Origin of the sequence: Metabacillus bambusae (genome assembly GCF_017497975.1) — a bacterium.
In the GTDB taxonomy this organism is placed as follows: domain Bacteria; phylum Bacillota; class Bacilli; order Bacillales; family Bacillaceae; genus Metabacillus; species Metabacillus bambusae.
Window position 1 is genome coordinate 46,315 of record NZ_JAGDEL010000016.1, and the last position, 13,013, is coordinate 59,327.

At 38.2% G+C, this 13,013-nt stretch carries 13 protein-coding genes and 1 pseudogene; 1 reads left to right on the top strand and 13 read right to left on the bottom strand.

Annotation, left to right across the window (positions count from 1 at the left end; translation table 11 throughout):
• Nucleotides 1-50: 50 nt before the first annotated feature.
• On the top strand, nucleotides 51-989 hold the full coding sequence (locus I7822_RS18845) for a 3'-5' exonuclease (protein WP_207980633.1): 939 nt from the start codon (nucleotides 51-53) through the stop codon (nucleotides 987-989).
• Between the two features lie 4 nt (nucleotides 990-993).
• On the opposite strand, the pseudogene I7822_RS18850 reads toward I7822_RS18845, so the two are convergent.
• From I7822_RS18850 to I7822_RS18910, 13 genes and pseudogenes are all read right to left on the bottom strand, one after another.
• A pseudogene (locus tag I7822_RS18850) lies at nucleotides 994-1,553 on the bottom strand (maltose acetyltransferase domain-containing protein).
• Nucleotides 1,554-1,704: 151 nt separating this feature from the next.
• Nucleotides 1,705-2,253 (bottom strand): 6-phospho-3-hexuloisomerase, encoded by a 549-nt coding sequence (gene hxlB, locus I7822_RS18855; protein ID WP_207980634.1) that lies wholly within the window; start codon nucleotides 2,251-2,253, stop codon nucleotides 1,705-1,707.
• Entirely contained in the window at nucleotides 2,237-2,887 is a 651-nt protein-coding gene (gene hxlA / locus I7822_RS18860) for a 3-hexulose-6-phosphate synthase (protein ID WP_207980635.1), read from the bottom strand. The genes hxlB and hxlA overlap by 17 nt, the downstream gene beginning before the upstream one ends.
• 180 nt (nucleotides 2,888-3,067) lie before the next feature.
• Complete coding sequence (locus I7822_RS18865) at nucleotides 3,068-3,268, bottom strand: hypothetical protein (RefSeq protein WP_207980636.1); 201 nt, start codon at nucleotides 3,266-3,268, stop codon at nucleotides 3,068-3,070.
• Nucleotides 3,269-3,347: 79 nt separating this feature from the next.
• Nucleotides 3,348-4,352, bottom strand: a complete 1,005-nt coding sequence (locus I7822_RS18870; protein ID WP_207980637.1) for a LacI family DNA-binding transcriptional regulator — start codon at nucleotides 4,350-4,352, stop codon at nucleotides 3,348-3,350.
• A 147-nt stretch (nucleotides 4,353-4,499) separates the two neighbouring features.
• The gene (locus I7822_RS18875) at nucleotides 4,500-5,780 is read right to left on the bottom strand and encodes an MFS transporter (protein ID WP_207980638.1); all 1,281 of its coding nucleotides are present in this window, start codon (nucleotides 5,778-5,780) and stop codon (nucleotides 4,500-4,502) included.
• Nucleotide 5,781: 1 nt separating this feature from the next.
• Nucleotides 5,782-6,741, bottom strand: coding sequence for a sugar kinase (locus I7822_RS18880; RefSeq protein WP_207980639.1), 960 nt, complete (start codon nucleotides 6,739-6,741; stop codon nucleotides 5,782-5,784).
• Complete coding sequence (locus I7822_RS18885) at nucleotides 6,729-7,523, bottom strand: sugar phosphate isomerase/epimerase family protein (protein WP_207980640.1); 795 nt, start codon at nucleotides 7,521-7,523, stop codon at nucleotides 6,729-6,731. The genes I7822_RS18880 and I7822_RS18885 overlap by 13 nt, the downstream gene beginning before the upstream one ends.
• Before the next feature lie 242 nt (nucleotides 7,524-7,765).
• Nucleotides 7,766-8,572, bottom strand: a complete 807-nt coding sequence (locus I7822_RS18890; protein WP_207980641.1) for a T7SS effector LXG polymorphic toxin — start codon at nucleotides 8,570-8,572, stop codon at nucleotides 7,766-7,768.
• Between the two features lie 315 nt (nucleotides 8,573-8,887).
• A complete protein-coding gene (locus I7822_RS18895; RefSeq protein WP_207980642.1) occupies nucleotides 8,888-10,186 on the bottom strand; it encodes an aminotransferase family protein in 1,299 nt (432 codons plus the stop codon).
• A gap of 53 nt (nucleotides 10,187-10,239) precedes the next feature.
• The gene (locus tag I7822_RS18900) at nucleotides 10,240-11,517 is read right to left on the bottom strand and encodes a peptidase (protein WP_207980709.1); all 1,278 of its coding nucleotides are present in this window, start codon (nucleotides 11,515-11,517) and stop codon (nucleotides 10,240-10,242) included.
• A gap of 47 nt (nucleotides 11,518-11,564) precedes the next feature.
• Nucleotides 11,565-12,227 carry a 3-oxoacid CoA-transferase subunit B gene (locus I7822_RS18905; protein ID WP_207980643.1) on the bottom strand — a complete coding sequence of 221 codons (663 nt, stop codon included), beginning with the start codon at nucleotides 12,225-12,227 and terminating at the stop codon, nucleotides 11,565-11,567.
• A gap of 82 nt (nucleotides 12,228-12,309) precedes the next feature.
• Complete coding sequence (locus tag I7822_RS18910; protein ID WP_372442176.1) at nucleotides 12,310-12,987, bottom strand: CoA transferase subunit A; 678 nt, start codon at nucleotides 12,985-12,987, stop codon at nucleotides 12,310-12,312.
• Nucleotides 12,988-13,013: the final 26 nt, after the last annotated feature.

Here is a 13,013-nt window from a genome sequence, read left to right on the forward strand (position 1 = left end):
CCACTTTCACCGTATCCCCCATATAATTACCTGTTAGGGGGGGATAATGAATGGCTGATTATAAACAATATGTCTTTTTCGATTTTGAAATGTTATGTTCTGATTCAGGTATGGCTTTTGAGAATATGGAAGCCATTCGTTTAGGATCTGTAAAATATGATCTTGAAACAGAGGAAATTACGTATTTTGATCGTTATATAAAACCCAAAAATCAGGAGCCTTTAACTGAGTTCTGTAAAACATTAACCGGGATTGAGGATTGTGATTTAATCAATGCAAGTGATTTTAAAGTGGTCTTTAATGACTTCCTTGTATGGGTTGGTGGAGTGAAAAAAACTCGCTATTTTTCGTGGTCGCCAAGTGATTTATCTCGTTTAAAAATCGATGCAACAAAACACGAAATCCCTCTATGTACCATAGGCAAGATTGAAAAACGTTATATTGATTTCCAGATGATTTTTAAGCAGAGAGTCTCGAAGGGTAACGTTTCAGTTGAAGATGCTTTAGCTTTATATGGATTACAGTTTATTGGAGAAAAACATCATCCAATGTATGATGCCTATAATACACTAAGGATTTATTTACACTTTTTAAATAAGCCTATCCAATCTGATTTAATCATGCTAAAGCAATATCTCTTTGAAGAAGACGTCCCATTTGATGTGGAGCAAATAAATATGAAACTGAACGATCTCCTTAAACAAGATGCGATATTAGTAACTAAACCATTACGGGAAGTGTATCGAATGAGAGATGTTAAAAAACTCAGAAAACCCATTCGAAGGATCGTTGAAAAATATGAAAATGTGTTGGTAAATCGTTCAGGATTGTTTTCAGAAGAGAACGTATTAAATGCTAGGCAGTTAGTGACATTTTATCATGATTTGCTGCTAACCTATGAAGACCATTTTTGCTATTCTTCTAAAATCATCATTTTTGATGAGTATATGCTTCAGCCCTTGAAGCAACTAGCTTTCAAGGGAGAATAAAGTTTTAAACGTTAATTTGTTTTATTACTTTAGCAGGATTTCCGCCGACTACTACATTACTTGATAGATCTTTTGTTACAACAGTACCTGAAGCAATGACTACATTGTCACCTATCGTAAGGCCTGGATTTATGACTGCTCTGCCACCAATCCACACATTGTTACCAATCGAAACCGGTTTGCTTATTCTGCCCCTGAAATGCGTTCAAATGGGTTTAATGGATGTGTCGCTGTATAAATATGTACACCTGGAGCAATGAAGCAGTTAGCACCAATTCGAACTTCACAGACATCTAAGATGACGCAATCAAAATTTGCATAAAAGTTTTCTCCAACGTGTATATTGTAGCCATAATCACAACGGAAAGTTGGTTCCACAAATAAGTTTTCTCCAGTAGAACCAAAAAGCTCCTTTAAAATATCAGTCCGTTTGTCAATCTCGTTCTCTATGGTTTGATTAAAAATTCGTGTTATTCTTCGTGCATTTTCACGATCTTTTACTAATTCCGGGTCAGCAGCTTGATAAAGTTCTCCGTTCAACATTTTTTCTTTTTCTGTCGTCATTTGAACTCTCTTTTGTAAAAATTTTCATTACTAAATGTGCTCTTATCATTCTAACAATAATAATCATAACATATAAAGAAAAGTAGTGAGATTCATCTTTATGAGAGTCACCACTACTTTTATTTTTCTTCATGACTAGCTAGAGCTTATTTTATTCCAAATTACTATGACGACTAAATGCTTCGTTATGACCATATTCTTTTAGATTAGAATAAATTAAGCAAATACTGTCAAAGACAATGTGGACAGATTGATCAAATAATGAACCGAGTGGCTGCACTGATTGGGTTTCTCCGTCGGCTCTATATTTTGTCGCAGCTGGTATGTGTAGTACATCACTAGAAGCTACTGCAAGAGGTGATTCAGGATTTGTTGTTACTGCAATAACATGGCAATTTAGTTCTTTCGCTTTTTCTGCTGTCCAAACAACACTCTTTGTCGTCCCTGAACCTGAAACTGCGATTAAGACATCTCCTTCTGCAATCGATGGCGTAATCGTCTCACCAACAGAAAAAACATTTGCATTTAAATGCATTAATCGCATCGCAAATGATTTCCCCATAAAGCCGGAACGTCCCTCTCCAATCACAAATATTCTTTTCGAATCTACTAGTTTAGTAGCAATTCCTAGTAGATTTTCTTCTTTTATTTGACTTAAAACGCCTTCAATTTCAGAAAGGATTTTATCTGATGTTTTCATGCTTTCTCTCCTCATTCCATTGTAACAATACTTTTTTAAACTGTTCAGCGGCCAGACATTTTTCTTTCGCCTTTGTAATGGCTGAGCCAATAATTACGACATTCGGCTGCAACTCTCTAAAACTAGCAATTGAATCGAGTGTTATTCCGCCAGCAACCGCAAGCTGTACAGTAAGATCATAAGTTTGATCTGTAACGATGTTTTGCTTTCCAGAAATCTCTTGTTCATCTTTACTGATATGTGCACAGAAAATTGCTTGTTTATATTGAAACAATTCTTTCTTCTGTTTATTATTTGTATTTAAAAGATCGACCATAACCCGCTTCCCTGCTCTTTCGGCAGTTTCAATACATGCATTAATCGTCGCAGCCGGTGAAACTCCCATCACAGTCGCGACATCAGCTCCAGCACGAAAACACATGTCAAATTCGTAATATGCGTTATCGATTGTCTTGATATCTGCTACAATCACTTTATTTGGAAAGGCATTTTTGAGCTTCTCAACACTTACCATTCCGTATTCTTTAATTAAAGATGTACCAACTTCAATCCAATCTACGAAATCCTCTGTCGCTTTTGCAATTTCAATTGCCTCTTCAATCGTATAACGGTCTAATGCCAGTTGAATATTCATGTAATCTCCTCTATGACTTTTATTCATATCACTTATTTACTAAACCGATTTATGAACTTATTATAAAGGAAATGTAAGCACTTTACAACATGATTTGTTTTCTTTCTTTAACAAAAAGACAAACAAAAAAGCATACAAAAAGCTTGAAGTAAATTAGACTTCAAGCTTTAGTATTTTTCATTATGTTTGTTGCCGTAGCTTGGTAGCTATATCAGTTATGTTGCTTTTTTTTATGATGTTATTCTCATTATCCTTAGCAATTACTTTCATTTGTTCGATTAATGATTTTCTTAACCATAGTGTGTTTAGGATAGATACGATAGCTCCAAAAATGACGATGATTGAGATTTCTACAACTCGATTACCTCTTGTTTCCCACATAGTAACCCGCCCCTTTTACAATATTTGTAATTAGGTTGTCTCATCTTACTTCATTCTATTCCTATTCTCTATCCAAATACTACTCGATCGATCTTTTCGTAGATTCCCTTAAGTAAAGTTCACAAGAAAATACCGTATCTACTGGATTTACTTCTTCTTTGTTGATTTGTTTTAAAAGCAGTTCTGCAGCCTTTAGTCCCATTTCCTGTGAAGGCTGGCTTATCGTTGTAACAGATGGACTGACGAGGTCTGCAAATGGAATATTATCGAAAACGATTAAACCGAGCTGCTCTCCAATTTTGATCCTGCTCGCTTTCGCAAATTTCAACACCTCTAAAAAGACTAGGTCATTCGCTGCAACTAAAGCAGTCGGCGGTTCTTGTAATGAAAAAAGATTTTCAAGTTCTGACCCCATAGAGTTTATCTCCGTGCTAATCATATATTCTTCCAAGATAGGTACATTGTTTTCCTTTAGGGCATCCATATACCCCTGTCTCCGTTCGAGTCTAGTTGAAATCGTTAGTGACTCAGTTGCAATTGCAATTTTCTTATGACCCATTTCAATTAAGTGCTCCACGGCACGCATCGTAGCTTCCTTATTGTTTACGACAACTGATGGAGCCATGATTTCCTTAACTTTTCGATCCATGAAGACAACAGGGTAACCATTCTTCAACATATTTTGGTATAGCTCCACGTTTTGGCCGGTTGGAAAAATGATCAACCCATCCACCTGTTTTGCACGAAGCATTTCAATGTATTTACGTTCCTTTTCAGGGTCATTATCGGCATTACAAATAATCGCATTCATATCATGGTCATTAAAATAATCCTCTAATGACCGGCACACTTCTGTTGAATAACGATGCATGATATTTGCGACAATAATTCCTACCATTGACGTACGTTTTTGCTTTAAGCTTCTTGCAATATGGTTAGGCTGATACCCTAGATCCTTGATTGCTGCTTCAACCTTGACTCTTGTTTCTTGACTCATATATTCATATCGTTTATTTAAATATTGTGAAACAGTGCTTTTAGACACTCCTGCCCTTTTAGCGACATCTGCCATTGTAATTGCCATGAAATCGTCCTCTTTTTACTATATATTTCTTTCATTTTATCTTTTACTGGATGATTTAGCCAGTATGAACAGAAAAAGAGGATGACTCGTAGATTTGAACGAGTCATCCTCTTTTATTTTGTTGTGATTCATTGTTTAGTCCGTCATTTATGCAATCGCTTTAACATTTTTAGCGTCACTCTGCTTTTTTGCAGCATTTACCGCCCAAATTGTTAAGATTGCAGAAAGAAATAATGATCCTGCCATAAAGATATAGGATGCTTCAAAGCCTCCGGTTGCACCATTTAAATATCCGACAACATAGGATCCTGCAAATGATCCTAACGCTCCCATGCTATTAATTAAGGCCATCGCACCACCAGCAACATTACGTGGAAGAATTTCTGGAATGATCGCAAAGAACGGTCCATATGGAGCATACATTGCACCACCAGCGATGACTAACAAGACGAATGATAACCAAAAGTTGCTTGTTCCGACTAGATAAGAGCCATAGAATGCAAGTGCTCCGATTAATAAAAATGGCCAAACAAATGCTTTTCTGTTCTGCAATTTGTCTGAAAAATGTGAGACAGTTAACATTAATACAATTGATAAGATATAAGGAACCGCAGATAACCAGCCCGTTTTAATAATATCCATGTTTGGTGCGGCATTTAGAATGGATGGAAGCCACATGACGAATCCGTAAACTCCAACACTCCACAACGCATATTGTGCGCACAGTAAGATAACGGCTTTAGACTTAAATGCTTCAGCATAGTTTTTAACTGGTTTTAATCCTTGCTGTTCCTTTTCAAGTTCTTCATGTAGCAGTGCTTTCTCACGCTCTGAAAGCCATTTCGCATCCTTTGGTTCGTCATTGACAATTTTCCACCAAATGAACGCCCAAATGACTGCCGGTAAACCTTCAATAATAAACATCCATCTCCAGCCATATGCTTCTAAAAGATAGCCAGAAAGAATTGACATCCATAAAACAGTTGCAGGGTTACCAAGAATTAAAAATGTATTCGCTCGAGATCTTTCTGCCTTTGTAAACCAGTGGCTCAAGAATACAAGCATTGCCGGCATAACAGCGCTTTCTACAACCCCAAGCGTAAACCTGATTACAAATAGCCAGCCGACATTACTAACAAGACCAGTCGCTGTCGCAAGTCCTCCCCATAAAATCAATGACCAGAAAACAAGCTTTTTAGCACTTTTATTTTCCGCATAATGTGCTCCTGGAATTTGAAAAAAGAAGTAGCCTAGGAAAAACAAGGAGCCTAATAAAGATGAGATCGCAGGAGTGATTTGCAAGTCTTGGGCCATACCTGCCGCCGCACCAAAACCATAGTTTGCACGATCTAAGTACGCTAAGCTGTAAGTAATAAACACAATCGGAATTAAACGAAGCCATCTTTGTTTTGCTAATGTTTTCTGCATGTTACTTCACTCCTTGTAAATGATTTTTCAAATATTGGTCTAATTGGTGACTAGTAGGATAGCCATCATTGTCTCCAGGAGATTGAACGGCTAATGCTCCAATCGCATTTCCCCTCATGACAGCCTCGCGGATTGGGAGATTTTTTAGTAATCCACTAATAACACCAACAGCAAAACCATCACCAGCACCTACGGTATCTATAACATTCTCAACATTATACCCTTTAATTGTACCTTCGTCGTTCAAGGTTTTATAATAAGCCCCTTCCTCACCAAGTTTGATAATAACTAGCTTCACTCCTTTTTCCAAATAAAAGGAGGCAATGTCCTGAGGTGCACTGAAGCCAGTTAATATTCCACCTTCCAATATACCTGGAAGAAAAGTGTTTGTTTTAAACGCAATTTCATTGGTTGCATTCACCATTTCTGCTTTTGACTTCCAAAGCGATGGACGTAAATTCGGATCAAATGAAACAGTCCGATTGTTCTTTTTCATAAACTCGAGTGCGAATTTCGCAAATTCTCTAGTCTGATTTGACAGAGCTAAGGGAATTCCAGTCATATGCAGATGATTCGCTCTTAAGAAATAATCTTCTTGAAAGTCGTTTACTCCCATTTGACTTGCAGCCGAACCTTTACGAAAATATTGAACCTCAGGATCGCCAACAACTACTTTTGATTTTACTTGAAAGCCTGTCGGAAAGTGCTCATCCACTAATACATGGTCAATATTTACATTCTCTTCTTTCAGCCGTTGAATAATAAATTTTCCGAACGAATCATTGCCGACCTTGCTAGCCCACCCTGATCCAAAGCCTAATCTAGCCAAGCCGATTGCCACATTGGTTTCCGCACCAGCTAGACTACGGGTATAGTGATTTACTTCATGCAATGGCCCCTGTTCATTTGCGATAAACATTGCCATTGCTTCACCAAATGTGATGACATCTAAATTTTGCATATGATTTCCCCACTTTCCTTTTCTACTGCTTTTTGAACCATCTCAATATAATGTTTCATTTCAGAGATGGGATCGATTGGAAATTCAATTGCCTTTGTCAGGGACGCGGGAAATTGATTGACTATTTGTCTCCACTCTCCGTTTTTGTCATCTGGGAGTGGCATAGTAACTAGTCCATTCTTAACTGTTTCAACATGTTTGAGATGCAGATACCCAACATATGGGGCAAGCTGTTCGAAAGCATAATGAACATTTTGTTTGGTGTAATACCAGTTGCCTGTATCAAATGTCATTTTTACAGGTACTTCATGAACCGAAGCGCTTTCAAAGAAAGCCTTTAATCGTTCAACATTTCCCCCATACATCGTTTGGTCATTTTCAACAAATAATTGTATGGTTTCATTTTCATCAATAAGCTCTTCTATAAACTGCTTTAATTCAATGCAATTTGATCTTTCAGTTTGATAATGACCTAAAGAGGTTTTCACCCATGATGCTCCAAGATTTCTTGCCTCTACAAAGGTCCTTCGAAGGAGTTCTTTATTTAATTGTGAACCTAAATTCCATAATTCTATTGGAGCCGAAAAAATAGTAAATAACTTGAATTTTTCAACCTCCATTTTTATTTTTTCAAGTGTCATATCTCCTTCAGGAAACAATTCCCTGCGAATCTCAATGCCGTAAGCACCTGAAAGAGCGATTTTTTCAATAAATGACTCCTGCCCTTTCTCTAAAACTTCATTTCTATTAAAAGCATTTAATGGAACAATCACTTTATTCATTTGTAAATCCTTTCTAATCGTTTATAAATCGGTTTAGTAAATCGGTTTATAAACAGTATAAAATAATTGTAAGCGCTTTTCAAGCGGAATTTTTATTTTATTAATTTTTACATTCCGATGGTTGGTTCTACTGTTCCTCAATTTTTAAGTGCATATTAAAAAACTGAAACATTATCTTTAATTTCTAAAGATAACGTTTCAGTTCAATGACTTGATTCAACTCGTCTTCTACTGCTTTAATGTCATTCTGTATCACTAGTAAACTCATTTGTATCCGCTTTAATATCATTTGCTAGCTGATTTTCTAATTCCTTTTGCTTCTTTAGCTCTTCTCTAAATTTTTCTTGCTCATCTTTAAAGGTTAGGTATTCCTTTGCTTTGAGATCTGCTTGTTTTTTTAATTGATAGACTTCGCTTGTCTTATAGGCTTCGTTGTTAAAGTGTAGCGGTGAGATTTGAACTCCTTGACGAGATGATTCTTGGAGTTGTCGAAATAGGGTTGTGACATATTGTTCGTCTGCTTCAGTTGTTTGGTATTCTGTTTTAAGTTCATGATCTAAGTTATCCAATGCACGTATCGTGTCTCTACGCAGCATTTCTGCACGATCAGTACTCTCTTCGAAGCGGTCTTTTGAAAATGCTTCAAGTTCAATCAGGTCACCAATTCGTTTAAAAATGGAAGTTAGTGTGGAGTGTTGGTTTATAACGATCTCTTCTGAGAGGTTAGCAGAATGGGGTAGTTCATCTTCAAGAAATGGGATATGAATCACTGTGTCTCCAGCTAAGTCCCTAGCCTCGGTTGTGCCACCGATTCCATTAAAAAATGAAATCCGTATAGTTATAAGAGAGAGCCATGCTTCTATGACGTCAATTTGTGCTTGATAAAATTCTTTTATAGCTGTAGCTCCCTCTCCCGTAAAGTTTTCATCAAGATTCACAACATCCTGACATTTCAGTTTTAATTGTTCAAGATTTTCACGAAGTTCCTGGTACTGCTTAGCCCTTGCTTCCATGGAATCTACTAATGTCTTTGCATCAAAAACTTTCACAGGTACCTTTCCCTTCTTTGATCTTCTATATAAAATGTAGATTAAAATACAATTGAATTAGATACCATTATACATCGGTATTTCTACTATACACATGAACCATTTTTCCTTAAATATCTTACGTTCCACAGTACTATTTTTCATGTAATTTTTTTTATATCATTTCAAAAGTAGGATACATGTATATTTCGTAAATGTCCCGAACTAAAGTACTAATAGTAGACTTTAGCATGAGAAACACATTCATAAACCCAAAAATAATCCACCCAATTTTATTTTGGATGGGTCATTAGCTATTGTTTATATTTGATCTTTTTACTCATTACTTTCTATCTCATGTATTGAATCATCTAATATACGAATCACTTTTACAACTTCTTCGCTTTTAATGATAAGTGGTGGTGCAATCACAATTGTATCCTGCCCATCAAATAGGACAGAGCGACAAATAAGTCCGCGTTTAGCTGCTTCATTGACGATTAGTGGTGACACGGGTGATTTACGATTTTTATCTATGAATTCAATCGCAGCCATTAGACCAAGACCTCTTACTTCACCAACAATTTTCCTTTTTCCTTGAATTTGTTTAAGACCTGCTAGTAGTTTTTCTCCCATAGTCTTAGCATTTTCAATGAGATTTTCCTTTTCAACCAACTCGATATTTTTCAGGGCAACTCCACATGCCATCGCATGGCCGCTATACGTATATCCGTGTAATAACGTCCCTGTTGAAAGCTTCTTAAACTCTTCATGAATTTGTTCAGATAACATGACCCCACCAAGCTGTGCATAGCCACTAGATACTCCTTTTGCAAAACACATCATATCAGGAGTGACACCGTAGTGTTCAATACCAAACCATTTACCTGTTCGTCCAAATCCTGTAATGACTTCATCAGTCAAAAACAAGATTCCATACTCCACACATATATTCTTTACTTCTTTAAAGTAATTCTCAGGTGCAATATGCACGCCACCAGCACCTTGAATTGGTTCCGCGATAAACGCAGCGATCGTATCAGGGCCTTCTGCTTCAATTAATTTTCGTAAAGCAGAGGAATTAAAATGGGCAACATGAAAAAAGTCTGGTGCTAGTGAACTAGTAAATTCTCTAAACGGCTGCAACCCTGTAGCACTTGTCGCTCCCATGGTCACACCATGATACGATTTTGTTCTGGAGATTATTTTTTTTCGTTCTGGTTTTCCTTTTAAGATCCAATAGTGGCGGGCCAGCTTATAGGCTGTATCATTTGCCTCAGACCCACCTGATGTAAAAAATGTGGCTTGTAAATCACCCGGTGCCAAAGCTGCAAGACTAGCAGATAATCGAATCGCGGGTTCATTACTAAACGTTCCAAAACAAGAGCTATAGGCGAGCTTTGCCATTTGCTCTTTAGCAACATCGCCTAATTCCGTTCTTCCATGTCCCACATTCACATTCCAAAGTGATGACATCCCATCAATCACAACATTTCCTTTGATATCCTCTAGGTAAATCCCTCTCCCTTCTTTGAAAATAAACGAAGGGCCCATATCCTGCTGTTGTTGGATTGAAGATGTAGGATGAAGAAAATGCCTTTTATCTAGTTCTTCCAACTGACCAAACTCATCCATTCAGAATTTCCCCTTTCTGTTTTAAGTATGGTACCAGACACTTCGACATCATTCTAAAGGACTCGGGTGGAGGCAGGCACACCACACCAATCGACGATCGTTAACGCAATAATCTCTGCCACTTCAAACACTTTATCAATCTCAATATATTCATTCGGAAAGTGAGCTTTTTCGGTTACACCAGGCCCAAACACAATTGTCGGGGTTTCTCCAAAACTAGTTAACAGACCTCCATCTGTTCCCCATGGAGACGCTTCAATGACTGGTTCTTCACCTAAAACGTCACGATAACTCGATGTTAATTTTCCAATTAGCTCATGTTCAAGGCCGATTGAACCAGGCACCCATCTAGCACCGAACCACTCAAGTATTGCTGGATGCTCTTCAAACCAAGGATCAATATCCTTAAGGCTTTCGATCCAGCCTTCCATTTCGTGCTTTGCCTCCGCAATTGTTTCTTCAGGAGAGATACCCATTCGTCCTTCCAATTTAACAAGATCCGCGACTGAGGAGGGCCAATCTCCACCTTCAATTTTTCCTACATTGATTGGGATTGGGATTGGAATTTTGCTATAAAGCGGATCAGTAATTCGCTGATTTCTACGTTTTTCTAGCTCTCTAATATGTTCTACAACAAGAAGGGATTTCTCAATTGCGCTTACTCCCTCATAACGAGTACCACCATGGGCTGAGCGACCCTTAACATGGATTCTGAACCACATTGATCCTTGTTGTTTCGGAAAAATCTTCAAATTCGTTGGTTCTGGGATTATGGCAGCATCTGCCTTATAACCTCGTAAAATTGCAGCCAATGTGCCTAAACCACCGCTTTCCTCTTCAATCACACTTTGAAAAATAACATCTCCTTTTAAAGGAATTCCAAGGGCACGAAGCGCAGATAAAGCTAAAAGTAGGGAAACATTTCCACCTTTCATATCGGTTGCACCACGTCCATATATTTTCCCATCAATGATTTTTCCACTATAAGGGGCATGTTCCCATTGTTCTAAGTCTCCTTCAGGAACAACATCAATATGACCATTTAAAATTAGGGAACGTCCATCACCTGTTCCTTTTAAAATGCCGACAACATTTGGACTGCCAATAAACTCCTGCCGCGAAGAGGAAAAATTTGGATGGTCGCTTAATTTGCTCCCATCAGGCTCCCATACATCAACCTTTAACCCTATTTTATGCAGTGTTTTAATGACAACCTTTTGTGCTTGTTGCTCATTGCCTTGTGTACTATCAGCTTGCACTAATTTTTGTAGGAGCTTGACACCATGTACTCGGTTCGATGTTAGCCACTGATTAATCTGAGATTGTAACATTTTCCGCTCATCACTCACTCTACTCTCCTCCTTAAATGAGTTCCGATTTAGGTAACCGTTGTGATCTCTTCAGAAATCATCAATGGTGCGTCCGTTTTAAGCGTGACTTCTTCTGCTGTAAAGGGTGCCATAACTTCTTTTAATAGTAGCCCCTTATCTGTTACTTCGATTACGGCCATATCTGTAATGATCATACTGACACACGCTTTTGCGGTTATAGGCAATGTACAGGTTTTCAAAATTTTCGGTTCACCTTTTTTATTACAATGGTTCATCACCACAATGACTTTTTTTGCTTTTTTAGCAAGCTCCATCGCCCCACCAATTCCCGGTACTCTTTTTCCTGGAACAATCCAGTTTGCCAAATCACCTTTTTCACTTACTTCAAGCCCACCAAGTATCGTTATATCCAAATAACCTGAGCGAATCATCCCAAATGCAGTAGCACTGTCAAAATAAGAAGCACCGGGGACAATTGTTACTGGAAAACCTCCAGCATTACATAATGTTGGGTCCTCTTCACCCTTTTCTGGTGATTTTCCCATTCCAAGTATTCCATTTTCCGCATGGAACATCACATAAACGTCATGTGGAAGGTGATTAGGAACTAGTGAAGGAATCCCAATTCCTAAATTAACAATCATGCCGTCTTTAATTTCCTTTGCTGCTCGTTTTGCGATTCGGTTTCTTATATCATGACTCATGCTCATTTCCTATCACCCCTATGCACAAGATCTGCAATGCCTTTCCTCGACAATTTCTTACAAAACTCGGGTGGTGACAGGCACTCACCTACTCCCACGCCCACTTCCAATCAACCCCAGAACTCTGTACAACAAGATCCACATATATTCCTGGTGTAACGATCATTTCCGGGTCAAGCTCACCCACCTCAACAATTTCTTCGACCTCGGCAATTGTATATCTTCCTGCCATTGCCACTAAGGGATTTGTGTTACGGGCGCTCGTTTCATAGATTAGATTGCCAAAAGTATCGGCTTTTTTCGCGTAGACAATTGCGATATCAGCTGTTAGTGCTGATTCAAGTAAATACTCCCGACCGTTAACCGTCACCTTTTGCTTCCCTTCTTCTACCATACTATCAAGCCCAATATCTGTTAAAATCCCACCGAGACCAACGCCGCCCGCACGAATGCGTTCAGCTAATGTTCCTTGTGGTGAAAATTCAACCTTCATTTTCCCCTCCATCATTAATTGACCAGCGACTGGATTTGAGCCAATATGAGAAACGATTAGTCTACTTGCTCTACCTTGACTCACTAGTCGGCCAATTCCGATGTCAGGAAATCCACTATCATTTCCAATCAAGGTTAAATCGTTAACCCCTTTTTCAAGGATTCCATTTATAACTGTTGGAGGATTACCGATTCCTCCGAATCCGCCGAACATGATGGTACATCCATCTTGGATACGGAACATTGAATCTTCAATACTGCCAACTTTGTTGATTGACTTCTTTGGAGGTGTTGTCGTCA